This window comes from Kiritimatiellia bacterium, assembly GCA_018001225.1.
In the GTDB taxonomy this organism is placed as follows: Bacteria; Verrucomicrobiota; Kiritimatiellia; order CAIQIC01; family JAGNIJ01; genus JAGNIJ01.
The window spans coordinates 95,410-121,229 of the sequence record JAGNIJ010000005.1 but is presented as its reverse complement, the minus strand read 5'-3'; the positions used below and the strand labels follow the sequence as shown (position 1 = coordinate 121,229).

16 protein-coding genes and 1 tRNA gene are annotated in these 25,820 nt (G+C 66.9%); 6 read left to right on the top strand and 11 right to left on the bottom strand.

The window, feature by feature from the left end; genetic code table 11:
* The 3 genes from KA248_03245 to KA248_03235 form a co-directional block, all read right to left on the bottom strand.
* Positions 1-553: hypothetical protein (locus KA248_03245; GenBank protein MBP7828915.1), on the bottom strand; the 553-nt coding region annotated here is incomplete at its 3' end.
* 379 nt (positions 554-932) lie between these two features.
* Entirely contained in the window at positions 933-1,616 is a 684-nt protein-coding gene (locus tag KA248_03240) for a response regulator transcription factor (GenBank protein MBP7828914.1), read from the bottom strand.
* Entirely contained in the window at positions 1,597-3,336 is a 1,740-nt protein-coding gene (locus tag KA248_03235; GenBank protein MBP7828913.1) for a hypothetical protein, read from the bottom strand. Before KA248_03235 ends, KA248_03240 begins: the two co-directional genes overlap by 20 nt.
* 244 nt (positions 3,337-3,580) lie before the next feature.
* Here KA248_03235 and KA248_03230 point away from each other — a divergent pair, with 244 nt between their 5' ends.
* Both KA248_03230 and KA248_03225 read left to right on the top strand, forming a co-directional pair.
* Positions 3,581-3,979 (top strand): response regulator, encoded by a 399-nt coding sequence (locus tag KA248_03230; protein ID MBP7828912.1) that lies wholly within the window; start codon positions 3,581-3,583, stop codon positions 3,977-3,979.
* Between the two features lie 18 nt (positions 3,980-3,997).
* Positions 3,998-5,686: a HAMP domain-containing histidine kinase gene (locus tag KA248_03225; GenBank protein MBP7828911.1), complete on the top strand. Its 1,689-nt coding sequence runs from the start codon at positions 3,998-4,000 to the stop codon at positions 5,684-5,686.
* Positions 5,687-5,970: 284 nt separating this feature from the next.
* Here KA248_03225 and KA248_03220 read toward each other — a convergent pair.
* The 5 genes from KA248_03220 to rpsO form a co-directional block, all read right to left on the bottom strand.
* Positions 5,971-6,045: transfer RNA gene (locus KA248_03220), tRNA-Thr, on the bottom strand.
* Positions 6,046-6,104: 59 nt separating this feature from the next.
* On the bottom strand, positions 6,105-7,124 hold the full coding sequence (locus tag KA248_03215) for a hypothetical protein (protein MBP7828910.1): 1,020 nt from the start codon (positions 7,122-7,124) through the stop codon (positions 6,105-6,107).
* Positions 7,125-7,248: 124 nt separating this feature from the next.
* Positions 7,249-7,893 carry an endonuclease III gene (gene nth, locus KA248_03210; GenBank protein MBP7828909.1) on the bottom strand — a complete coding sequence of 215 codons (645 nt, stop codon included), beginning with the start codon at positions 7,891-7,893 and terminating at the stop codon, positions 7,249-7,251.
* 133 nt (positions 7,894-8,026) lie between these two features.
* Complete coding sequence (locus tag KA248_03205) at positions 8,027-10,126, bottom strand: polyribonucleotide nucleotidyltransferase (protein ID MBP7828908.1); 2,100 nt, start codon at positions 10,124-10,126, stop codon at positions 8,027-8,029.
* Positions 10,127-10,238: 112 nt separating this feature from the next.
* Positions 10,239-10,502 (bottom strand): 30S ribosomal protein S15, encoded by a 264-nt coding sequence (rpsO, locus tag KA248_03200; protein ID MBP7828907.1) that lies wholly within the window; start codon positions 10,500-10,502, stop codon positions 10,239-10,241.
* A 124-nt stretch (positions 10,503-10,626) separates the two neighbouring features.
* Between rpsO and KA248_03195 the strand changes: the two genes are divergently transcribed.
* A complete protein-coding gene (locus tag KA248_03195; protein ID MBP7828906.1) occupies positions 10,627-11,601 on the top strand; it encodes a glycoside hydrolase family 16 protein in 975 nt (324 codons plus the stop codon).
* Between the two features lie 67 nt (positions 11,602-11,668).
* Here KA248_03195 and KA248_03190 read toward each other — a convergent pair whose 3' ends face one another.
* From KA248_03190 to ptsP, 3 genes are all read right to left on the bottom strand, one after another.
* Positions 11,669-12,694, bottom strand: coding sequence for a glycosyltransferase family 9 protein (locus KA248_03190; GenBank protein ID MBP7828905.1), 1,026 nt, complete (start codon positions 12,692-12,694; stop codon positions 11,669-11,671).
* Between the two features lie 7 nt (positions 12,695-12,701).
* Positions 12,702-13,658 (bottom strand): ornithine carbamoyltransferase, encoded by a 957-nt coding sequence (gene argF / locus KA248_03185; protein MBP7828904.1) that lies wholly within the window; start codon positions 13,656-13,658, stop codon positions 12,702-12,704.
* 250 nt (positions 13,659-13,908) lie between these two features.
* Positions 13,909-16,155, bottom strand: a complete 2,247-nt coding sequence (gene ptsP / locus KA248_03180) for a phosphoenolpyruvate--protein phosphotransferase (GenBank protein ID MBP7828903.1) — start codon at positions 16,153-16,155, stop codon at positions 13,909-13,911.
* Positions 16,156-16,271: 116 nt separating this feature from the next.
* On the opposite strand from ptsP, the gene KA248_03175 reads away from it, so the two are divergent.
* From KA248_03175 to KA248_03165, 3 genes are all read left to right on the top strand, one after another.
* Positions 16,272-17,303 carry a LacI family DNA-binding transcriptional regulator gene (locus KA248_03175; GenBank protein MBP7828902.1) on the top strand — a complete coding sequence of 344 codons (1,032 nt, stop codon included), beginning with the start codon at positions 16,272-16,274 and terminating at the stop codon, positions 17,301-17,303.
* Between the two features lie 116 nt (positions 17,304-17,419).
* The gene (locus KA248_03170; GenBank protein MBP7828901.1) at positions 17,420-17,887 is read left to right on the top strand and encodes an NYN domain-containing protein; all 468 of its coding nucleotides are present in this window, start codon (positions 17,420-17,422) and stop codon (positions 17,885-17,887) included.
* 82 nt (positions 17,888-17,969) lie between these two features.
* Positions 17,970-25,817 (top strand): hypothetical protein, encoded by a 7,848-nt coding sequence (locus KA248_03165; protein ID MBP7828900.1) that lies wholly within the window; start codon positions 17,970-17,972, stop codon positions 25,815-25,817.
* The last annotated feature ends 3 nt before the right edge of the window (positions 25,818-25,820 follow it).

The following is a 25,820-nucleotide window of genomic DNA, read 5'->3' as shown; positions in this document are numbered from 1 at the left end:
ACCCTCCCCCGCCCCCGCCGCCGCCGTAACCGCGTCCCTTGGCGTCCACCGAGCTCGCGACACGAAGCCGCCATGCCCGGACCTCCAGCGTGCCGGTATTGGTCGACCCGTTGTACGAGGACACCGTGACGTTGTTCGCCGTCACGTAACTGTTGGTGTAGTTGTAGAGACCGTAGTACGCTCCGTTCATGGTGACCGACGAGTAGATCATCAGCGCGCCCACGCTCGTGGACCAATCGGTTCCGTCGTTGGAAAGCTCCAGGTTCCGCGGGCCCTCGGTAAACCCGGCCGTCACCACGACGCTCAACGAGGTCGCGTCCAGATACTGCACCTCCAGGTCGGTCCCGCCGAGGCGCGCCTGCGTGACGTCCTCCTCGAAATTCACGCCGTACACGAGCGCGGTGAACGTCGCGTAGCCGACCGCAGCATTATCCGGCTGCATGCATGTCGCGACCGGCACATCCGCGCGCGCGGCGCCCGCAAGCAACAAGCCCAGCATTCCTTGCCGCCATGCGCGCGCGATGCCCCTGAACGACCGATGCATGCTCATCATATGTGCCTCAATAGAATTGTGCCCCGCGTAGCGGAGACTCCCCTTGCGTCCTGCCTGGGGGCTGCCGCCGCACGGGCTTGCTCGCGAACCTGTTCATGGGCTGCCGGAACAGAACCGCTCTTTTGGGTTACATCGTAATGCAACCAAGAGGATTGCCGCTATTGGGGGGCCCCCCAAATTAGACGTAAGGTTTGCCCTTATACGCGCCAAAAGGGCCGGGGGAAAACTCGCCGGCTCGGGGCCGCGGGCGGTACGAACGGCGGCGCAGAGCTCCGCCCTCCAGTGGCAGGAACCATGGAGGAGCGAATTCCTGTGAGCCCGAAATCAAACCGCCTTCACCCGGATTGGGCATCAGGGTCCGTGCCGGGGGCGCGACGGCCTACGGATTTCTTTCAACCCACTGAACAGCCAGCCTCACCACCTCGATGAAACTGCGGGCCTGCAGCTTGGCCTTGATGTGGATGCGGTGGAGTTCCACCGTCTTCACGCTGACGCCCAACCGCTTGGCGATCTGCTTGGTGGAACACGCCTGACCGATCAGCCGGAAGATCTCCAGCTCGCGCAGCGTAAGTTTCTCGATGGGGTTCGACAACGTCGCGCCCCCCTTTAAAAACGCCACGTTCAACGCCTGCTGCTTGACCTTCTCGCTCAAGTAGACGGAGCCGGCGATAATGGTTCGAATGGCCTGAACGATTTGTTCGGGAGGCTCTTCCTTCATCAGGTAGCCGTTGGCGCCGGCCGTCATGCACCGTTGCGCGTACAACATCTCGTCGTGCATGGAAAACACCAGGACGGGAAGGCCGGGCCAGGAAGCGCGGATCTCGCGGATCAGGTCGAAGCCGGAGCCCTGCTTGAGCGAGAGGTCCACGACCACGAGGTCGGGGTGGACGGCCGCGAGCATCATGCGGGCCGTGGGGACGTCTTCCGCCTGCCCGATCAATTCCATGTCCGGCTGTTGCCGGATGAGGTAGGCCACGCCCTGCCGGAGCGTCGGATGGTCATCCACGATGAACAGCCGGGTCTTGCTTTTTGGCGCGGCGGCCTTAGTTATCGGATCCATCATGTCCACCTTCTCCGCCGGGTCCGCGGTTTCTTGCCGTATCCGGGGACAGCCGGCACTCCACGCGCGTCCCCTCTCCGCTTCCCCCGGTGATCTCCAGGGTGGCGCCTATTAAATTCGCCCTGTACTGCATGATTTTCAAGCCGTTCCCTTTGCCCGGCGCCGAGGCGAGATCGAGCCCCACGCCGTCATCCTGCACGGACAGGCACAGGACGGCATGGTTCTGCATTTCAATATGAACGTGTTGAGCGCGGGCATGCTTGACGGCGTTGGTGATCGATTCCTGGACAATGCGATACAGGTTGAGCATGGTGGGCTCGTCCAGTTCCGGGTCGCCGCCGGAAAACTGCGCGGTGCACAACAGGCCTAGGGTCTGGGTCGTGCGCTGGGCCAGCGCCTTGAGGGCCGTGGTCAAATTACGCATGCTGAATTCAGGGCTCAAGCCCGTCATGATCCGGCGGATATCGGCCATCACGGTCATCAGCGAGTCGCAGAGGGTCTCCGCGACCGCGACCTCCGAGTGCTTCTCCACGGCCAGGCGCTCCTTCAGGCCTGCGGCGAGAAACGACAGGCCGCCCATCTGCTGCCCGATGGTATCGTGCAGCTCGATGCCGATTTTCCGCAATTCGGCTTCGCTGTAGGAAACGATCTCGCGCTCCAGCATTTTGCGATCCGAGATGTCGCGGATGAAGGCGACGGCGTGCTGCGCATCCACGCGCACGGCGAGAATGTCCAGGGTACAGAAAATCTCGCCGGCCTTGCGAAACACCCGTTCCTTTTCTATGCACGCCGGCGCGGTGGGGCTCGGGTCGAAAAGGGCATGGATCTCGGCCTCCGCCAGCAGGGAGGCCGCCCGGGTGCTCTCCAGGCCGGCCATCGAAGCGCAGGAATCGCCCAGGATCTTGTCGGCGTACGCGTTGGCCTTCAGGAAGCCCACGCGCCCGTCCGGCCGTCGTTGATACAAATGAAAGCCCAGCGGGGCGGCCGCGATGATGGCCTCCAGCCGGCTCGCGTTCTCCCGGGCGGCCGGGTATTGGGCCGCGTCCCGGGCGAATCCGTAGGCCGCGACAAGCACAAACACGAGAATCCCGTATTCCCCCACGTAGACGAACGGCAGCCATCCCCACGCGACAAGGCTGTCGTTCACGACCGAGCCCAAGTAGATGCACAACACCCAGAAGACGGACATGGCCTGCCGGGACCGGTGCATATGTGGAAACAGGAGCCACAGGTTGTACAGGATGAGGCCGATACTGATGGTACCCCAGACCATCGAGACCACGCTCCATTGGAATTCATGATAGGTAATGAGGACGCGGCTCCCGAGGGAAACCTGTTTGACGAGGGGAGCGTCCATCCGGAGCGCCAGTCCGGTATTTCCCAGCAGAACCAGGATCGAGGAAAGCACGCCCCACGCCGTCAACGCCCACTCCCAGGCGCCGAATTTTTTTGCGACCACCTGGTAAATCAGCCCGAGGAGCACCGGGATTTGCAGCGAGAGCAGGGCCAACTGGAGGGTCTGCCACTTCAGCCCGGCGGCGGGCGATGACGCGGAATACAGACCGGCGCAGGCGATCTCATAGGCCGAGGCTTGGAAGCACAGAAGCGCTATGCACAACGCCTGCCACCGGGCGCGGGCTCGCAGAAAAATAAAAAGGTGGTGGATGCCCACCACGAACGCCGCGCCGGACAAAAAATACAGAAGGGCCGTCAACATGCGCATGCCATCTCCCGCGGACTCCGGGAATAACGTCCCGTCCCGGGCACGGGATCAATTTATGCTCGACATATAGCCCCACGCGACCAGTATTTCCACTGTAAAGAAATATCATCGCCCGGCGGCGGCGCGTGGTAAGGTCGGGACATCCGGTCATGGGGCGCGGTAGAGCAGCCGTCCCCGCCCGGCAGGGTATCATGCGGAGCCAGCGTTGATCATGACGCCCATGGATTCAAAAAACGGTTTGCGCATGCTGATCGCGGATGACGACCCGTGCATGCGCAACGTCTTGAGACTGGCGCTGGGGTCGCTCCGGGTGTCGACGCCCGGGGGCGAGAGGGGCTTCATGGCCGACACGGCAGGCACGGTCGCGGAGGCCCGCGAAAAATTCCGCCAAACGCCGTACGACATCGCCCTGCTGGACGGCCGCTTGCCGGACGGGAAGGGACACGAACTGGCCCGCGAGATTCGTGCCGGACATCCCCGGGTCTATATCGTCCTGATGACGGCGGGCGGCCTGACGGAGGCCGGATTCGAGTTCGATCCCGGGGACCGGTTCGACATCCTGATCAAACCCTTCGACCCGGACATGTTCAGGAACATGTTGGCCAAAGCGGCGAAGGCGGTGACCGCAGACCGCGCGAGCTAACCTCGCTACGCGTACCTCATGCACGATCAAACGCCAGCGCCCGTTCCCGTCCCGGAGGCCGAGGAGTGGATCCTGGGCTGCCTCCAGTCCCTGGCGAAATACGTTCGCGACCACTGGGGTCCCGACGCCCTCGAGACCCTGGCCCGGGACGGCGGCCTGCGGGTCAGGGACATTGAAGAGGGCCGCCTGTGGATTTCCACGGAAACCACGGGCCGGTTCTGCGAAGCGGTATTCGAGAGGCTCGACCGCAACGAGGCCGCGTTCCGGGCCGCGATCGGGTACAAGCTGAACGAGTCCTACGGCGCCTACCGGTTTGTCCTCTGGGCCCTGTCGCCCGGCCGTGTCACCCGACAAGCCGCCTTGAACATGCATCTGGTATCGCGGGTCTCCAAGTACGAGATCATGGAGGAGGGCCCCGGGTTTCATCGTTATCGGTATTACAACACCCGGAACCAGAAGGAATCGCGGACCCTGTGCCTGATGAGACAGGCCAACTTCCAGACCATGCCGACCTTCTGGGGCCTGCCGCCAGCCCGCTTGGAGGAGGCCGCCTGCATCGCCCGGGGCGATCCGTACTGCGAATACATCGGGCACTACGTCGCCGGTCATTCATGGACGCTCCCCGTGGCGGGCGCCCTCGCCGGGTTCCTGGCCCTCTGGCTCGCGCATCAGTGGTGGCCGGCCGCCTGCCCGGCGGCGCTGGCCGGCGCGCTCGGGGGCCTGTTGCTGGGCCTGCACCTGGATCGGCGGCGCGTTTACCAGGCCCAACTCCTGTTCGCCCGGGAAAGCCAGGAAGCGATCCAGAAACTCGCGGATCAGGAGTCGGCGGCGCGGCGCGAGATTTCCGCCTTGCGGGAGAACCAGGCCCGGTGGACCCGCGAACTGGAGCGGCAACTCCAGGACCGCACGGATTCGCTGCAGAACATGATCGCCCATCTGAACCAGATGCAATCCGTCCTGGCCAGCGACATGCGCGGCCTGGGCCATGACATGCGCAGCCCGCTGACGGCCCTGCGCCTGATGGCCCGGCTCGCCGCCGAAGGCCGCCTGGATTGGACCGACGAAGACCGGGTCCAAGTGCTCGCCGGCGCGGTGGACCGGATGGACCGGATGCTCGAACAGCTCATCAACCGCATGCGGGAGGATGCGAGCATGACGCGCATCACGCTCGAACCCATCCCGGTCCTCCGGCTGGCCCGGCGCATCGAGGCGCTGCTGCGCGCCCTGACGCTCGGCGCGCCCCTCCGGGTGCGCGTCACCGTGGCGCCCGGCGCGCCCGACCATATCACGGGGGACGCCCTGGTCCTGGACCGCATCACGGACAATCTCCTGACCAACGCCTGCCGGCACACGACCGCCGGCGGCATCGAGGTGGACCTGCGCGCGGACAACGGCTACCTGGTCCTGCAGGTCGCCGACACCGGTTGCGGAATCGCGGCGGAGCGGCTGCGGGACATCTTCCTGCCGGGGCGAGGGAAGGATCCCGGCCGGAGCGGACCGGGACACGGCCTCGGCCTGTCGGTCACGGTGCGCCTGCTGCACGAAGTGGGCGGGCGGCTCGAGGTGGCCTCGCGCGAAGGCCACGGCACGACGTTCCGCCTCTATATTCCAACGACGATGCGGGAGCATTCCCCGACGGAGGAACGGGAGGCCCCGACGCCGGAACACTTGGCGGACCGGGTGGTGTCGATCCTGCCCGTGTACTGAAACTTCAATGCCGGCTTGATGATTCCGAGGGCCGCAGCCCCGGCTCGCCCTCGAGCCGAGGGCGTTCAGGCGCTCGCCTCGAGGCGAGACGGCGCTACGGGCGAGCGCACGCCGCGGGTTTCCCGCCCTGCGCGGACAGGACGTTTCGTCCCTGAACGATCCGGCCGCCGGGGGCTACGGGTTTGCAAAGACGGCCTGCAGGAACAGGCTGCTGTCATCGAGGTCCGTCACATTCGTCAGGGCCGTCCAAGCGGGGATCGTACCGGTGGATGCGTACAGCAGGCTGGAGCCAGCTCCCGGATTCGAACCGGGGACCCACTGATTACAAATCAGTAGCTCTGCCACTGAGCTAAGCTGGCGCGATTCGGTCGACACGGCTTCAGTCTAGCACGGCGATTGACGCGCGCAAATCCCTGCTTCAGGGCGCGGGCGATTCCGGTTCGGGATTGGCCGCGGGCGCTTCCGCGGGAGGGTCGGGGATCTCCAGCCGCGTCGCCTCGACGGGAGCCCCGAGCCCGGCAGCTTCCTCGCTCGCGGGAGGCTCGGCGGCCCGGCGCTTCTGCTCCGCCTTCTCCGCGGCCGCCGCGGCTTTCTTCTGGCGGGCCAACTCGCGGCGCTCCGCCCGGGTCAGGCGCCTGGGCTTTTCCTCCACGGGCGGCTCGACGGTCGCGGACGGCTCGGCCGGGGCCGGCGCGGGCGCTTCCACGGCCGGAGACTCCGGCGCGGACGGCTCCGCCGCCGGGGCTACGGCCGCCTCCGCCGGCTTCGCCGATGCCGGGTGACGGGCCACCAGCATCTGGAACAGGTACTCGGCCAGCATTTCCGAGGCCGTCAACTTGATCTTCTGCTCCTGCGCCATGATCGTGCTTCGCATCAGGCCGAGCGCCTGCCCATAGTGCGGCGAGCGGGGATCATACAACTCGGCCAGCGCCACGCCCTTCTCCTCCGCGTAGGCTACGTGCGCGCTCTCGGCAAGGGTCAGGATGTCGAAGACCGGCCGCAGGGCCTGGTTCTTCATGTACTCGGCCGGCGAGCCGGCGATCTGCGACCAGTCGAGCGTCAGCTCGCCCGCCTCCAGCGAGGCGGACACGCCGCGGACAATGATGTAGAAACGCCGCCCGTACTGGATCACCGTGCCGAGGAACTGGTACCGGCGGTCCAGCGGCAGGTCGTTCAGCGCGTTCACCAGTTCCGCCGCCACGTAACACTTGCCGGCCGTGACCGTGGAAAAAGATACGTAGCGCCGGTCGTCGAGCTTGACCAGGCCGCCGGCCGGATGCGTCCTCAAGGTGTCGGCGAAGACGAAGCTCCGGGCCCAATATTTCTGCGGGCTGCGGATCAGTTCGGCGGCTTCGACGGGCTTGGTGTCCTCCTGGGCCCGCGCCGGGAGAATGCCGCACAACACCGCCGCGAAGGCCATCGCTATCATCTTGTTCATTTCGGAAATCCTCTTCGCGCCATCCGCAGCGCATCCGCCAGCCTGCATAACCCGCCCCCCCGCAAAACGCAAGGAAAACCGGCCTCCAGCCGGTCGGCTCGGACCGAAACCGGAGTCACCGCCATCACACCTTCCCGGCTGACGGGCACAGGTCCCGGACCGGGCACCGCGGGCACTCCGGCTTCCGGGCATAACAGCAGCGCCGCCCATGGAAGACCATCGCGTGCGACCAGGCCCCCCAGTCCTTCTCCGGCACGATGGCCTTGAGGTCGAACTCGATCTTGTCGGGATCCTCGTGGTCGGTGAATCCCAGCCGCGCGGACAGCCGCTTGAAATGCGTGTCGACGATAATCCCGGGCCTGCCGAACGCGGAGACCAGCAGCAGGTTGGCGGTCTTCCGCCCGATCCCGGGCAGCGTGATGAGCGTGTCCAGGTCTTCGGGCAACTTGCCGCCGAACTGCTTCGCCAGCGCGGCGCCCAGCGCACGGATGTTCTTCGCCTTGTTGCGGTAGAACCCCGTGGAGCGGATCTCCTTCTCCAGGGTCGCCTGCGGCGTCCGGGCCCAGTCGGCCGCCGACCGGTACTTCCGGAACAGCGTCGGGGTGACCAGGTTGACCCGCTTGTCCGTGCACTGGGCAGACAGGATCGCGGCCATCACGAGTTCCAGGGGATTCGAGAAGTCCAGCTCGCAGTCCGCGTCGGGATATTCCGCGAGCAGGCGCTTCAGCACCTCGGCGGCGCGCCGCTTGAGTAACGCGGTGACTTTCATGATTCGAGCCTCGAGAACAGGGGAACAACCACAGAGGACACAGAGGCACGGAGGATGAACGGAGACGATCAGCGGCTGGATAGGCTGCTCTCTCCGTGTTCTCCGTGCCCTCCGTGGTTCAACCGTTTCCGGATCAGGACTTGGCGTCCTTCTCCTCGAGGGCGGCCTTGCGGCTCAAGCGGATCTTGCCGCTCTCGTCGACGCTCAAGCACTTCACCCAGACCAGGTCGCCGACCTTGACGACGTCCTCGGTGCGCTTGACGCGGAAGTTGGCCAGTTCGCTGATGTGCACCAGGCCCTCCTGGCCGGGCAGGATCTCGACGAACGCGCCGAATTCCTTCACGCCCGTGACCGTGCCCTGGTAGAGCTTGCCCGGCTCGGCTTCCGCCGTGACCATCGAGACCTCGCGCACGGCCGCGTCCATCGCGTCCTTGTCGGCGCTGAAAATATGGACGCTGCCGTCGTCCTCGATGTCGATCTGCACGCCCGTGGTGTCGGTGATGCGGCGGATGTTCTTGCCGCCGGGACCGATCAGGGCGCCGATCTTCTCGGGGTTGATCTTGAGCACGGTGATCCGCGGCGCGTACGGGGACAGGTCCGGCCGCGGCTTCTCGATCGCGCCCTGCATGATGTCCAGGATCTTCGACCGCGCGGCCCTGGCCTGGGCGAAGGCGCCCGCGACCAGTTCCCACGTCAGGCCGGGGATCTTCAGGTCCACCTGGAAGCCCGTGATGCCGTCCCGCGTGCCGGCGACCTTGAAGTCCATGTCGCCGCAATGGTCCTCGGCGCCCAGGATATCGGTGACCAGCTGGGCCTTGCCCGGGGCCGTGAACAGGCCGATCGAGATGCCGGCGACCGGCTTGGTCAGCGGCACGCCCGCGTCCATCAGCGCCAGGGTGCCGGCGCAGATGCTGGCCATGGAGGAGGAGCCGTTGGAGCCCATGATCTCGGAGACCACGCGGACCGTGTACGGGTAATCCTTGGGCATCATGGGGGCGATGGACCGCTCGGCGAGGGCGCCGTGGCCGATCTCGCGGCGGCCGACGCCGCCGAGGCGGCCGACCTCGCCCACGCTGTAGGGCGGGAAATTGTAGTGCAGCATGAAGCGCTTCTCGTCCGGGCCGCCGGTCAGCGCGTCCATCTCCTGGGCGTCGGACCCCGTGCCCAGCGTGATCGTCGCCAGGGCCTGGGTCTCGCCGCGGCTGAACAGGGCCGAGCCGTGCGTGCGGGGCAGCAGGCCGACCTCGGCATGCAGCGGGCGCAGCTGGTCGAACGCGCGGCCGCCGATGCGGCGGCCCTTGTCGAGGACCAGCGACCGGACGCATTCGATCTCCAGGGAGTCGAAGGTGCGCTTCCAGGTCACGTCGTCCAGGTCCGGCTTTCCTTCGAGCAGCTTGGCCTTGAGGGCGTCGCCGATCTCCGCGAGGCGGGCGCCCCGGGTCTGCTTGTCGTCGATGTCCAGCGCCTGCGCGATGTCCGCGGCCGCCAGTTCGCGGGCCTTCTGCAGGATATCCTCCGGCACGGGCTTGTCCTGGATCTTCTTCTCGGGCAGGCCGAACAGCCGGCGCAGCTCGAGCTGGGCGTCCACCAGCTTGACGACGGCCTCGTGGCCGAACTTCATGGCGGCGACGATGTCCGCGTCGCTGATCTCCTGGGCGGTACCCTCGATCATCAGCGGCAGGTCGCGCGAGGCGACATAGATCAGGTTCAGGTCGCTCTTCTCGATTTCGCTGTGCGTCGGGTTCAACACGAACTGGCCGTCGATGCGGCCGACGCGCACGGCGCCGACCGGCCCCCGGAAGGGCAGCTCGGAGAGCGTCAGGGCCGCGCTGGCGGCATTGATGCAGGGGATGTCCGACTCGTTCTCGCCGTCGGCGCAGAGCATGGCGTTGTTGACCTGGACCTCGTCGAAGAACCCCTCGGGGAAAAGCGGGCGGATCGGCCGGTCGGTCATGCGGGCCGTCAGGATTTCCTTCTCGGACGGCCGGGCCTCGCGCTTGAAGTAGCCGCCGGGGAAGCGGCCGGCCGCGTAGGTCTTCTCGCGGAACTCGACCTGCAGCGGGAAGAAATCGATCCCCTCGCGCTTGCTCTTGCCGGTCGTGACGGCCGAAAAGACGACGGTATCGCCGAGGCGGCACGTCGCGGCGCCCGCGGCCTGCTGGGCCAGTACGCCCGATTCGAACCGGATGGTCTTCCCGCCGACGGCGACGTCCACGTGTTTCTGTTGCTTGATGTTCATGTTCTCCTTGTCTTTCTACAGGGCTGGAAGGGCGGGCGGAGGCCCCGGGCCGGGCCTGAAAAGACCCCGGGCCGGGTTCGACTCGGGAATTCCATTACGGAAGGGGCTACCGACGCAAGCCAAGGCGCTCGACGAGCGTCTTGTACCGGTCCTCGTGCGTTCGCATGAGGTAATCCAGCAAGCGCCGCCGCTTGCTCACCATGACGATCAGGCCCCGGCGCGAGCTGTGATCCTTCGAATGGCTCTGAAGGTGCCCGGTCAGATCCTTGATCCGCTTGGAGAGCAGCGCCACCTGCACTTCCGCGGACCCGGTGTCCTTGTCGTGCAGCTGGTACTCTTGCTTGATTTCCGCCTTGATTGCGCTTGCCATAACCTTATTCCAGACCTGTTCTGGTTGTTACTTTCTTCTCTTTCCTTTTGCTTTTGTCGGGCACACCATACCGGCGCACTTGGAAGGTGTCAAAGGAAAAAGCATCCGGGAGAAGGAGTATGGCATGGACCGAATCCTGACGCTGGGCATCCTGGCCTTCCTGGGGCTGGCCCTGGTGGCGGCGCCGAGTCGCGGCGGCGAGATCGAGGATCCGTCTCCCTGGGTGCTGGTCTGGCACGACGAGTTCGACGGGCGGGCCCTTGACGGGGCCCGGTGGGACCACGACATCGGCAACGGGTATTACTCCTACGACGCCAACCAGTGGATCAGCGGCTGGGGAAACGCCGAACTCCAGTACTACACCCGCGAGCCCTCCAACGCGTTCGTGGAGGGCGGGCGGCTGCACCTCCGCGCGCAGAAGGAGTCGCTGCACGGCTGCGGCTACACGTCCGCCCGCGTGAAGACCCGCCGGAACGACGGCACGGCGCTGTTCAATCAGACGTACGGCCGGTTTGAATTCCGCGCCCTGCTGCCGACCGGCCAGGGCCTCTGGCCGGCCCTCTGGATGATGCCGCAGGACGACACCTACGGCACGTGGGCCGCCTCCGGAGAGATCGACATCATGGAGGCGCGGGGACAGGAGCCGCGCACGGTGCTCGGTGCCGTCCATTTCGGGGCTCGATGGCCCGCCCACACACAGGCGAGCTGGGAGTACAAGCTGCCGGACGAACAAACCATCGGGGAATTCCATGTCTACGCCATCGAATGGGAGCCCGGCGTGATCCGCTGGAGCGTGGACGGGCACACCTGCGCAACACAGGCGTTCTGGTGGAGCAGCAGCCAGACCGACGGAAGCAAGGGCGTGAGGCCCAGCCGCGAGGCGGACCTCAATCCATGGCCCGCCCCGTTCGACCGGCCGTTCTACATCATCATCAATCTGGCTGTGGGAGGGCACTTTGCGGGGAACCCGGACAGGAATACCCGTTTCCCCGCCGAAATGCTGGTGGATTACGTGCGGGTCTACAGGAAAAAAGCGGGCGAAGGGCCCCTCCCGGCGCGCGGGGAGGGCGAACTCCCCTTCCATGCCGGGAACGAATGACGCGGCGCGTTCGGGGGAACCCGGCCCGTGCGCCGGCGGCGGGGGCGGCTGAAGGATCAGGGCGGCGTCAGAGTCCAGGCGGGATCTGCTGCACGCTTTCCGGTCTCGCGTCTCCGCGCGCATGCAACATCTCCAGCGCGCTCCGCAGCACGAGGTCCGGGGAGATATGCCGCAGGCAGGCGAGGTCCTCGCGTTCGCAGGCCCGCTTGTAGCACGGGCGGCAGGGGCAGTCGTCCGCGAGCAGGACCCGGTGCATCGGCCCGTAGGGGCCGGTTCGGGCGGGATCGGTCGGCCCGAACACGGCGAGCACCGGCCGGCCCAGGGCGGCGGCGATGTGCATCGGCCCGGAATCCACGGAGATCACCAGGTCCATGCCGGCCATCCAGCCGCCCAGTTCGACCAGCGACGTGCGGCCGCACAGGTCGGCGATGTTTCCGGACAACCCCCGCTCGATCGCCGCGCAGGTGGCCTGGTCCTCCGGCGAGCCGAAGAGGAAGACCGACGCCCCCTGCTCCTGCAGGCCGCGCGCCACATCGTAGAACAGGTCCGGCGGCCAGTTTTTGGTCGGCCAGCGCGAGCACGGCACCAGCGCCACGCGCGGGCCGGGCAGGGGAAAATCGACCGGCGGGAACCGAACCGGGAAAACCGGAGTGGAGACCGGCAGGCCGAGATGCCGGGCGAGGTCCAGCCCCTGCTCCACCGCGTGGCGCGACCGGTCGGGCGGCCCGGCGCGCTCGGTGTAGAGGCGCGCCGAACCTTCACGGCCGCACGCCGGCCCGATGCGCCGCGGAGAGCGGGCCAGCCACGCGACCATCGCGCTTTTCAGCAGGCCCTGGAAATCCAGGACCATGTCGTAGGAGCGCTCGCGCAGGGCCCGGAGAAAGGTCAGCCCGCCGCGCGGGAATTCCCGGCGCGGGAAAGGGATCACCCGTTCGACGTCCGTGAAGCAGCGGACCAACTCCGCGTACTCGGTTTGGGTCACCCAGTCTACGCGGGCGTCCAGCCCCTCGCGGATCGCGCGGACCGCCGGCAGGGCGTGGAACAGGTCCCCCAGCGAGCTCAATTTGACCACGAGGACGCGGGGGGAGGCCATGCGGGGATCAGTCCTTTTCCCCGGCACCGCGCTTGCGCTGCTCCATCAGTTTGATCATGACCGCTTTCTGGATGTGCAGCCGGTTCTCGGCCTCGTCGAACACCACCGACTGCGGCCCGTCGATGACCTCGGCCGTCTGCTCGTATCCGCGAAGCGCCGGCAGGCAGTTCATGAAGATGGCGTCCTTGCGGGCCCGCTTCATCAGGGCGGCGTTGACCTGGAACGGCGTGAACTTCTTCACCCGCTCGTCGAGCTGGTGGGGAGGGACGTGGTAGCTCATCCAGGAATCCGTGTACACCACGTCGGCGTCGCGTATCGCTTCGCCCGGTTCGTGCGTGATCTTGACGGTGCTCTTCGATTTCCGGGCGATCTGGACGGCGTCCTTCACCACGCCCGCGTCCGGGCTGTACTCCTTGCCCGCCGGGCAGCCGACCCGGATGTGGAGCCCCATCTTGGCGCAGCCGTAGAGCAGCGAGTGCGTCACGTTGTTGTTCCCGTCGCCCAGGTAGGCGAGGGTCAGCCCCTTGAGCGTTTTCTTCTTCTCCTGGATCGTCATCAGGTCGCCCAGGATCTGGCAGGGGTGCGCGAAATTAGTCAGGGCGTTGATGACGGGCACCGTGGCCTGCCGGGCCATTTCCTCGATCTTGGCGTGCTCGAACAGCCGCGCCATGATCAGGTCCACGTACCGGCTGACGGTCTTGACCGTGTCGTAGACGCTCTCCTTGCCCGCGCCGAGGGGCGAGGTGCTGGTGTCGTAGAAGATCGCGTGGCCGCCGAGCTGGGTCATGCCGGTCTCGAACGAAACCCGCGTCCGCAGGCTGGGCTTCTCGAAGATCATGAGAAGGGTCTTCCCCTCCAGCGTCTTTGCGAACCGCGACGGGTTCTTCTTGATTTCCCGGGCCAGCGCGATGACGTCCAGGATCTGCGCCGGCGTCCACTCCTTCAATGTGATCAGGTTCTGCATGCCCGCCTCTCTGAAATAAATGCCCGTGTCTGCTACCCCGGCCTGCCGTTTTTGGCAAGCTGTTTCCTCAACAAACGCCGCCGGCCGGCCCGCCTTTTTTTATTCTCACACTTTTCGAAGTGTGAGACTAAACTTCATATAGTCATTTGCAGCTGTTCATTTGAAAAAAATCATATCTGCTTGTTTGAAAATATATTAGAATCGCACTGTCTGCGCTCATCCTGTTCTCACACTTTTCGAAGTGTGAGAATCAGGCGGGAGAGGCCAGCAGCGCCTCGACCTCGCGCAGGCTGCCCGCCCGAAGCATGCGCCGGGACAGTTCCTCCGCCCGCCGGAGGTCCAGATTCTTCACTACGCGTTGCACGGCCGGCCGGCTGCGCGGGTTCACGCTCAAGGTGCGGATGCCGATGCCGGCCAGGAACGGAATCATACGCCCGTCCGCCGCCATGTCGCCGCATACGGACACGGACTTGCCCTGCCGCGCGGCCGCCTGCGCGACGCGGTGCAACGCCCGGAGCACCGCCGGATGATGGCCCTGGTAGAGATCGGCGATACTCTCGTTGGTGCGGTCCACGGCGAGCAGGTACTGGATCAGGTCGTTCGTGCCGATGGACAGGAAATCCGCGTGCGCCGACAGCTCCTCCGCGATTTCCACGGCGGCGGGCACCTCGATCATGATCCCGAGCCGGGGCGCCGGCTCGTGCTCCGTTCCCTCGCGCGCCAGGTCCGCCGCGCACGCCCGCACGATCTCGCGAACCGCCAGCCACTCGTCCAGCGAGGCGATCAGTGGGAACAGGATCGAAAGCCCCCGCCCCGCGCCGGCGCGGAGCAAGGCCCGGATCTGCTGGCTGAACACGGCCTGGTTGCGCAGCGAGAAACGGATGGCCCGCAGCCCCAGGAACGGATTCGCCTCGCCCGGGGTCGGATAATAGGACAGCATCTTGTCGCCGCCGATGTCCAGCGTGCGGAACACGACCTCCTGCCCGGCCAGTTCGTCAAGCACCCGGGAGTAAATACGGTGCTGCTCCTCCTCCGACGGGAAATCGTGGCGCACGATGAACGGGAACTCCGTGCGATACAACCCCACCCCCTCGGCCTTCATCTCGCGGACGAGCAACAGGTCGCTCAAGAGGTTCATGTTGGCCATGACCCGGAACCGTTCGCCCGAGGCGGCCGCCGTTTCCAGGGTCAGGTCGGGCGGCGCCCCCGCGGCCGCCGTCACGCGCAGCGCTTCGTACTGCCGCAGCACCTCCGTGTTCGGCCGCACGAAGAGCGTGCCCTGGTGGGCGTCCAGCAGCGCCTCCGTGCCGCCCGGCACGCGCCCGAGCCGTTCGGCGCCGAGCAGGACCAGCGGCACCCCCAGCGAGCGGGCCAGCACCGCGACGTGCGCCGTGACCCCGCCCTTCCGCAACACGAGGCCCGCGACTTTCTGCGCCACGAGTTTGAGCATGCCCGAGGGCAGCAGTTCGTCGGCCACCAGGATGCAACCCGCGTAATCGGCCTCCGCCTCGTCCGCGCCGAGGAGATTCTGCAGCAGGCGATGGCCCAGGTCGCGGATATCCTGCACCTTCTCGCGGAGCTGGGGGTTCCGGCTCTTCTCGAACAGCGCGACGTACCGGTCCAGCACCGCCTGCACGGCCGCGGCGGGCGCCATCCCGCCCGCGATGGCCCGGTCCATTTCGCCGGAGAAGGCATCGTCCTTGAGGATCAGCAGGTGCGCGCTGAAAATCAAAGAGGCCACGTCCTCGAGCCGTTGCTCCATCTGCTGCTGCAGGTGCTCCAACTGGGACTCGGTCTGGCGCAGCGCGCGACGGAAATCGTCGAGCGTCCGCGCGGGCGCGTCCTCCGCCGGCGGCGGAACGGGCTGATCGAGGAACAGGAGCCGGCCCCGCGCGATGCCGACCGCCGCGGGCTGGCCTTTCAGGAACAGCATCCCGGTTTCCGGCCGCGGAACGGGCACCGGCGCGGCGGCGCCACGGGCCTCGAGCAGGAGCTTGGCGTTTTCGATCGCGGTGGCGAGCTGCGCGGCAATCGCCCTCAACGCGCGCGCGTCGTTGTCGTCGAAATAGTCCGGCTGCGGATCCTGCACCACCAGCGCCCCGACGCGGGTCAGGCCGCGCAGGATCGGGACGGCCAGGAAGGCCTCGAATTTTTCCTCGTCGATGTCCGGGACAGCCTTGAAATTCGGATTCCGGGAACCCCGGCCCTCGCAGATCGGCCGGTACTCCTTCACCGCCAGCCCCGTGATCCCCTCCCCCAGCGCGAGCCGGACGCGCCCTACGCTGCCCGGCCGCAAGCCCTGGTTCGCCGCCAGCACCAGGTCGCCCCGGTCCTCGTCGTAGAGGTAGATCGAGCAGACCGCGGCGCGCATGTGGTAGGCCACCGTGCTGACAATGGTGGCCAGGAAATCCTCAAGGCGGCGGCTGCGCTCGAACAGCGCGCCCAGCTCCGCGACGCTGCAGATCAGCTCGACATTGTCCTTTTTCCAGCGGCTCATGCGGTATTTCCGGTCCCGGAACCCCGTCCCAATTAGTATTGCGTTAAACGCTATGACTTGGTTAATTTAATCGTTTTATCGGCTCCCCACAAGCGGGGAGCACTAAGGATGGCCCCATGCCCCGAACCACGATCAAAGATATTGCGAAGGAATGCGGGGTGTCGTTGAGCACCGTTTCCCTGGTGCTGAACAACAATCCCCGGATCAGCGCCAAGACGCGGGAGACCGTCCTGGCCAGCGTCGAGAAGCACGGCTACCAGCCGAACGCCTCGGCCCGCAACCTGGCCTCCCGCACGAGCCGCACCATCTGCGTGGCGGTGCCGGCCTTGAGCCACGTCTTCGCCGACGTGTACTTCGGCGAGATCGTCAGCGGCATCTACGACCGCGCCTCCGAGGCCGGCTACAAGGTCATCCTCGACCTGGCGAACCCGAAGTTCGTCGAGAGCAAGGAGTACCTGAAGGTCCTGAAGTCCCGCCGCGCGGACGGCATGCTGTTCATCTCGTCGTCCGTCCACGACACGTACCTGGCGGACTTCGAGGGCGGGGCCCTGCCGTTCCTCCTGGTGAACCACTTTTTCCCCGGCCGCGACCTGAACTTCATCGCGGCGGACTACGAGGACACCGCCCGGCAGGCCGCCGACCACCTCATCAACCTCGGCCACACCCGCCTCGGGCTCATCAGCGGCACGAACACACACACGGGCCTCACCTTCCGCGACGCCTTCCTGCGCCACTGCAAGAGCCGCGGGCTGAAAGAGGAGAACGCGGTCTGGCTCGACAGCATGCGCGGCAAGGAATGGAGCCAGGAGGGCGGCTTCGACGCGGCCAACGAGCTGCTCACCCAGCACCCCCACACCACGGCCATCATGTGCGGCAACGACCGCCTAGCCATCGGCGTCATGCGCCACCTGCGCACCCGGCGCCTGCGCATCCCGGAGGACCTCTCCGTCGCGGGCGTGGACGACATCCCCGAGTCCACCTACACCAACCCCGGGCTGACCACCGTGCGGCACAACCTCTACCAGATGGGCAAAGTGGCGTGCGAGCGGCTGCTCGCGCTGTTCCGCGGCGAGCTCGCCGAGTGCCGCGAGATCCTGCCCGTCCAGCTGATCGCCCGCGAATCCACCGGCCCGGCCCGCCCCGCCTAAAAAGGCCTTTCACCGCGGAGGGGGCGTAACTACGAAACACGCGAACATCGCGAAAAAGCAGGGGCCGGGACTACTCCTTTCGCGCATTTCGCGTATTTCGTAGTTCCTTCCATATTATGCATGCCACGTGGCTGATCGTTGACGGGTATAGCCTGCTGCACCGCTTCGACCCGGCGGGGGCGCGGCGGCCGGGCGGGCTCCAGGCCGCCCGCCAGAAACTGGTCCGCCACGTCGAGGACCTCGCCGTCGGCCGGTACAATCGCGTGACCATCGTGTTCGACGGCAAGGAATCCGGCGGGGGCGAGGGCTACGAATCCCCGCACGTCGAGGTTCTGTTCTCCCCCGTCGGCCGCACGGCCGACACCGTGATCGAGCGGCTGGTCCACAACGCTCCCGACCCGGAATCCATCCTCGTCGTCAGTTCCGACCGGCTCGAGCGCCAGACCGTCTCCGGCCGCGGCGCGCAAACCGTCGGCTGCGGCGATTTCCTCGCCGAGGGCGACCAGCGCCGCGCGCACCGCCCCGCCGCCCCGCCCGGCCGCGGCGGCCGCCCGACGCTGGGAGAGTTCTTTCCGGACCGGTGACAAAACCAAGTCGTTCGGTTGACACGGGAAAAGGCTTCTGGTCGAATACGGGCCGAGGAATTGCCCATACCAAGGAGCCGCGATGAACAGTTTCCGCCGTGGATTCTGCCTGGGGTTCACCCTGTCCGTTTGCGTCGCGGCGATGGCACCCGCCGCGACCCTGTACGTGTGGACCGACAGCCCCTCCCCCGCGCCGCCGTTCGCCGACTGGGCCACGGCCGCGCACACGATCCAGGAAGCGATTGACGCGGGCGCGTCCAACGACCTGGTCGTGGTGACCAACGGCGTCTACGACACGGGCGGCGCGTGGATGCCGGGCTACAGCATTTTCTGCCGCGCGGTGATCACCAACGGGGTGCGGGTGGAGAGCGTGAACGGGCCGGCGCAGACGTTCATCGCGGGGGGCGGACCCATCGGCGGCAGCGGCGTGCGCTGCGCCTACCTGTCGCAGGGCGCCGCCCTGTCCGGCTTCACGCTGACCAACGGCCACAGCCTGGCCTCCGGAGCGAGCTGGTACGACATGAGCGGCGGCGGCGCCTTCATCCGGGACAGCGGCACGATCAGCAACTGCGTGATCACCGGCAACCGGGCCTCGCAGCGCGCCGGCGGCGTGATGTGCTTCAACGGCGGACAAGTCCTCAACTCGGTCCTGTGCGACAACCATGCCACGAACAATTCCGGCGGCGGGGTGTTCATCTACAACGCCGGCCTGGTGAGCCACTGCACGCTTCACGGGAATTCATCGTACTGGAACGGCGGCGGCGTGGAGGTCAGCGCCACCGGCCTGGTGACGCACAGCACCCTGTACGGCAACTGGAGCCAGGCCGGCGATGGGGGCGCCGTGGACTTGAGCTATGGCGGCGGGGTGAACCAGTGCGTGATCTACAGCAACCGGGCCGGCGGGACGGACGCCGAATACGACGGCGGCGGGGGGGTCCATTGCTTCTTCGGCGGCGGCGTGACCAACTCGGCCATCTTCGGCAACTCGGCGCCCGGCGGCGGGGGCGGCGGCGTGCGCGGCATCTTCGGCGGCTCGATCGTGAACTGCTCGATCTTCGACAATCAGGCCCTGGTCGGCGGCGGGGTGTTCTGCAACTACTACGTCTCCAACTACAACAACATCATTTACCACAACCAGGCCTTGAACCAGCCCAACTGGGCCACGAACGGCAGCGGCAACTTCTTCTGGGCCAACTGCCTGACCCCGTTGCCGGTCACCGGCGGCGGGAATATCACCAACGACCCCTGGTTGGCCGGAGTTAAGAACTGGCGCTTGCTGGCGGGTTCGCCCTGCATCAATGCCGGGTCGAACGTCTTTGCGCAGGGCATCGTCCTGGACCTCGACGGGGAACCCCGCCTTCAAGGCGCGGCGGTGGACATGGGCTGCGACGAGTTCAACCCGACCGGGCAGTCCGGCGGGCTGTCCGCGGCCCTTATCGCGGCTTACACCCAGACCGTGGTCAACATTCCGCTGACCTTCTACGCGGACACCACCGGGCAGGTCAGCCGCACGGAATGGCGGATCCAGACCGACGCGGGAACCCGGGCCTCGACCAACGCCTACGCCGAGACCCAAAGCTGGTCCGCGCCGGGCGCGTACGAAGTGGTGTTGAGCGCGTTCAACGATGAGGCCTACGCCGCGGCCACGGTGAGCGTCCAGGTGCTTTCCAGTTTCACCAATTACGCGTCGGAATTGAGCCCCGGGCCGGCCTGGCCGTACGCCACCTGGGAGACCGCCGCCACGAGCGTGTACCAGGCCGTGCAGGCCCTGCCGCCGGGCGGCGTGACATTGATTTATTACGGCAACTATCCGGAAGAGCATGAGATCGTGCTCGACAAGCCGGCGACCCTCATCGGCGAGTTCGGGCCGGCGGCCACCTTGATCAGCGGCCTCGGCGCGCACCGCGTGTTCCGGCTGACCGATCCGAACGTCGCGCTGCACGGCCTGGGCATCCAGAACGGATACGCGGGCGCCGAAGCCGGCGGCGGCGTGCTGATGCTTCAGGGCGGTGTGATCAGCAACTGCTGGATCATCGGCAACGTCAGCAGCAACGACGGGGCCGGGGTGTACATGAACGGCAGCGGATACCTGTACAATTGCGTGGTGGTCAGCAACCGGGGCCTCGCGTGGGGCAGCGACGGCGGCGGGGTGTATTTCAACCGGGGCGGTGTCGCCGAGGGGTGCCGCTTCGAGGGGAACTACTGCGTGGGGTATGGCGGCGGCGCGTATTTCAACTGGGGCGGAACGGCCAACGACGGGTGGTTCCTTTCCAACCTGGCCAGCAACGGAGGCGGCGGCGCGTACTGCAATTACCGGGGGACGCTGCGGAACGGCCGCTTCCTGGAGAACGCCTCCGCCTACGGCGGCGGCCTCTACGTGTACTACGGCGGGAGCATCCTCAATCCGCACGTCGCCGGCAACACGGCCTGGCACTCCGGGGGCGGGATGTACATCTCCGGCTACAGCCACAGCACAACGACGCATGCCACGGTCCAGGGCAACATCGCCGGCGTGCGCGGCGGCGGGGTGTATGCGAGTTCGGCCGGACTGATCCTCAACTCGATCCTTTACTACAACACCGCGCCGCTCGGGGAGAATTTCTACAACGAGTGGGCCGGCTACCGCTACGACACCTGTTGCATGACCCCCGCGCCCTCCTCGGGCGCGTTCAACATCCTGACCAACGCACCGCTCTTCGCCGGGATCCGCAACCCCCACCTGATGGCCGGCTCGCCCTGCATCGACGCCGCCTCCAACGCGCTCACCGCGGGCATCACCTGCGACGTGGACGGCGAGCCGCGCACGAACGGCGTCGCGGCGGATATCGGTTGCGACGAATACTGGGCCGGCGGCATGACCGGCACGCTGTCCGTGGCCATCCTGGCGACCTATACCACGGCGGTGGTGAACACGCCCCTGCCCTTCACGGCCGACGTGCAGGGCAAGGCCAATTCGATTACCTGGCAGGTCGGCGACGCCGGGGCCACGAACGGGTTCACCAACGTCCTGTCCATTCTCTACGCGTGGCCGAACCTCGGCGCCTTCCCGGTGGTCCTGACGGCCTTCAACGACAGCGAGACCGCCACGACGACCGTCACCGTCACGATGGTCGAGGGCACGACCAACTACGTGGACCTCGCCAATCCCAGCCCCGTCGCGCCCTACACCAACTGGGCCACGGCCGCCAACGGGATTCAGACGGCGGTGGACGCCGCGCCCGCCGGCGGGGCGGTGCTCGTGACCAACGGTCATTACCCGCTGGCCGCCGGGGTGGCGGTCGCCAAGCCGCTGCGCCTGGAGGCGGTCAACGGACCCGAGAGCGTGACCGTGGACGGCCAGGGCGCCGTGCGCGTGTTCACCCTGACCGCGCCGGGCATCGTCGTGGCGGGGTTCACCGTGACCAACGGGTACGCGGCGGACAACGGGGGCGGCATCCTTTGCGGGCCCGGCATGACCGTCACCAACTGCCGCCTCCTGAAGTGCGCGGCCGACGCCGCCGGCGGCGGGGTGTATTTGAACGGCGGAGGCACGGTGCTGAATTCCCGGTTCGAGTACAACCGCGCCGCCACGGCGGGCGGCGGGGTCTATTGCTCCGTGGGCGGATTCGTGCAAGGATGCGAGTTCTACAGCAACCGTACCACGACCACCACGTCCGGCGGGGGCGGCGGGGCATACGTCAACATGGCGGGCACCTTCCTGGACTGCGTCTTCACCAACAACAAGGCGGGGTACCGCGGCGGCGGCGCGGCGAGCTACTACAGCGGCGTGTTCAGCAATTGCCTTTTGGCCCGGAACGAAGCCCGCGGCGGCGCCGGGCTCTACCTTCAATACAGCGCGCTGGCCCAGGGCTGCACGATCAGCAACAACGTGTCCACCGAAAACGGGGGCGGCGTGATGCTGTATTACGGCAGCATCGTGGAGGACAGCCGGATCGTCACCAACCGATCCCAGGGCAGCGGCGGCGGCGTGTACGCGGACAGCGGGGGCACCCTGCGCCGTTCGATCGTGGAACGCAATTCAACGGACTGGAATAACGGCGCCGGCCTCTTCTTGAGCCGGGGCGGCCAGGCGGTCGAGTGCACGATAGCTTCCAACCGGGCCGCGTTCGGATCCGGCGGCGGCGTGTATATGGACCGCATGAGCGTGGGGGTTACCAACTGCCAGGTCAACGGCAACGCGGCCAATATCGGCGGCGGCGTGTACGTCAACGGCTACGGCGCCATCGTGGACAGCACCTTCACCGACAACCGCGTCAACTGGGAGGGCGGCGGCGTCAACCTCAACGGCGGCGGCAACGTGAACCGGTGCCTGTTCCGGAACAACAGCGCCCAGGCGGGAGGCGGGGTCCGAACGGCCAACGGCGGCACGGTCAGCAACTCGGTGTTCATCGGGAACACGGCGTACGAGGGCGGCGGCTTCAACGCCATCTTCGGCGGGCGGATCCTGAACAGCTTCCTGGCCGGCAACACCGCCACCAACGCCGGCGGCGGCCTTGCGCTCTTCAGTTGGGGCGAACCCACCGAGGTGCGGCACTGCACCGTGGTCGGCAACACCTGCTACAACCGGGGCGGCGGACTCTGGACCGACGCCGGCGGCCTCATCCGCAACACGATCCTCTACGACAACCTCGCGGCCTTCGGGAACAACTGGTTCAACGACGGGGGCGCGGCGCCGGCGTACGACCATTGCTGCACCACCCCCGACCCCGGCGGAGCGGGGCATCTCCTCGATCCGCCGTTGCTGGCCGGCCGGAACAACCCGCACCTGCTGACCAACTCGCCGTGCGTCAACGCGGGCGACGCGGCCTGGGCCGGCGGCGTGGATATCGACAACGAGGCCCGGATCGCCGGCCCGGCGCCGGACATCGGCTGCGACGAGGTGGACCCCACCAATTTCTTCAGCGAGATCCATGGCGCGATTGATCCGGCCGAGATCACCGTAACCGTCCAGACCCCCGTCACGTTCCAGTCCGACGTCGAGGGCCAGGTGGGCTGGATGGTGTGGGGTGTGCCGGATCCGGACGTGCCGGGCGGTTGGGTGCATTTCACCAATACCCCCTCCATCGCGCATAGCTGGAATACGCCCGGCGACTACACCGTGATCCTGTCGGCGTTCAACGGGATTTGGTACGGCGACGGCTTCTCCAGCGTGCACGTGACGGAGGCGCAGACCAACTATGTCGCGCCCGGCGGCCTGCACGTCCCGCCCTTCGCCTCGTGGGAGAACGCCTCCACCTCCATCGCGGAGGCCGTGAGCGCGGCGGCCTACGGCGGCGTGGTGCTCGTGTCGAACGGCGTGTACCGCGAGCAGCCCGCCATCCTGGTGGATAAGCCCCTGACAATCCGCAGCGTCAACGGCTGGGAACAGACCACGATGGACGGCCAGGGCACGTACCGCTGCTACATCCTGTTCGACACCAATGTCGTGATCGAAGGTTTCACGTTCAGCAACGGCTTCGCCAAGGCGGATATGTTCGGCGGCGGCGGGGCGGTGGTGCTGATCGGCGGCGGCACGGTACGCTATTGCCGGTTCCTCGACTGCCAGGCCGACCAGTACGGCGGCGGGGCGCTCTGCTACTACGGCGGCTCGGTGCAGAACAGTCATTTCACGGGCAACAGCGCGATGTTCGGCGGCGGCGCGCTCTGCTACTACGGCGGCGAGATCCTGAATTCGACGCTGGTCGGGAACCGCGCCTTCGCCCAGGGCGGCGGCGTCTATTGCGAAGGCGGCGGCGCCGTCCTGAATACGATCTCCTACTATAACGACGGCGCCATGGGGCCCAACTGGTTCAACGTCGGACCCGACATCACCTACGCCAACGTCTGCACCGATCCCCTCCCCCCGGGGCCGGGACACCTGACCAACGCCCCGGGCCTGGCCGGGATCAACAACCCGCACCTCCTGACCAACGCGCCGTGCCTCAACGCCGGCTCCAATGCCTTCGCGGCGGCCCTGGCGACGGACTGGGACGGCGAGACGCGCATCCTCGGCGGCCGCGTGGAGATCGGCTGTGATGAGTTCTATCCGCCGGGCCTGACGGGGACCCTGGCCGTCGCCATCGCCGGCAGCTCCTACGGCACCAGCCCGGGCTTCCCGCTGGAGTTCTGGGCCGTCGTGGACGGCAAGCCCGCGGGCACCATGTGGGCCATCGAGACCGGCGGCTTCGGCACGGCCGTCGAATACAATGCCCTGACCGTTTCCTACGCGTGGGCCGCGACGGGCCGCTACCCGGTGGTGCTCTCCGCGTACAACAACACGGATTACGCCGCCGCCACGGTCACGGTCACCGTGGCCGACGGCACGATCCGCTACGTGGACACGAACGGCCTGCACAACCCGCCCTTCCTGAACTGGGCGGATGCGGCGCACTCCATCTCGGCGGCCGTGGCCGTCGCCTCGGCCGGCGACACGATCCTGATCACCAACGGGGTGTACCGGGAGGGCACGGAGTTGATCGTCAGCAAGCCGCTGCATTTGATCGGCGTCAATGGACCGGAGGTCACTATCGTGGACGGCACCAACCAGCACCGGGTCTTCCGGCTGGAGCATTCGCTGGCGGTCCTGGAGGGGCTGGGCATCACGCGGGGTAACGCGGCGGCCAGCCCCGGCGGCGAGGGCGGCGGCGTGGTGCTCAACGGCGCCGGCCAGGTGATCAACTGCCACATCTTCAGCAACCAGTCGCCACAGTACGCCGGGGGCGTGCTGCTGTACGGCGGGGGCACGGTCACCGGCTGCGTCATCCGCCACAACCGCGCCGAGGAGGGCGCCGGGGCGGTGCTCTTCAATGGCGGCGTAGTGGCCGATTCCCTGCTGCTGGCCAACGAGGCGCAGACGCGGGGCGGCGGCGCGCTGATGATGATGGACGGCGTGGTCTCGAACTGCCGGGTCCAGCGCAATCTCTCCAACATGGAAGGCGGCGGCGTGGCGTTCTACGAGGGGGGTCTCTGCGTCGGCAGCCTGATCTCCTCCAACGAGGCCACGGAAGGCGGCGGCGCCTACTTCTACCGGGACGGCTCGCTGGTCAACTGCGTGCTGCAAACCAACTTCGCCTGGAGCATGGGCGGCGGCGTCCGGACGTACCAGGGCGGCCTGATGCGCAACTGCCTCTTCTACCACAACACCGCCGACCCGCAGTGGGGCTTCGGCAGCGGCGGCGGCGTGTTCCTGCGCCTCGGCGGGTTGGTCGAGAGCTGCACCATCGTGGCAAACCAGGCGGCGGTAGGCCGGGGCGGCGGCATCCTCTGCAACAGCGGCGGCACGGTGCTCAATAGCATCATCTACTCCAATCATTCCGAAAACCTGGTCAACCCCGAGCAGAGTGCGTTCAGCTACTGCTGCGCGGAGCCCGCGCCGGCGGGCCTCGTGAACTTCACCAACAACCCGCGCTTCGAGGGCTGGGCGGCGTGGGACTACCGCCTCGCCTCGAACTCGCCCTGCGTCGAGCAGGGGCTGAACCAGGACTGGATGACCAACGCGGTGGACCTCGACGCCACGGCGCGGCTTAAGAACCTGTACGTCGATATCGGCGCGTACGAGAGCGTCTGGACCAACGTGGACACGGACGGCGACGGGCTCGTCGTCGGCATCGAGCGCAGCTGGTTCGGCACGTCCGATTTCCTGACCGACACCGACGGCGACGACCAGGACGACTGGGAGGAAGGGATGATCACCGGCACCTCGCCCACCGACGGGTCGCTCTACTTCCGGGGGTTCGTCTCCGGGGCGGGCGGGCGTCCGGTCGTGCGCTGGCCGGGCATCACGGACCGGGTGTACGCGGTCGAGACGGTGGTGAACCTCGTCACCGGCCAGTGGGCCTGCGTGCCCGGCGGGTCCAACCTGGAGGGCCGCGCCGGTTTCATGTACTACACGAACGCCTTCGCCGACCCGATGCGGCATTTCCGGCCGACGGTGACAAGGACGAACTGGTAAGCC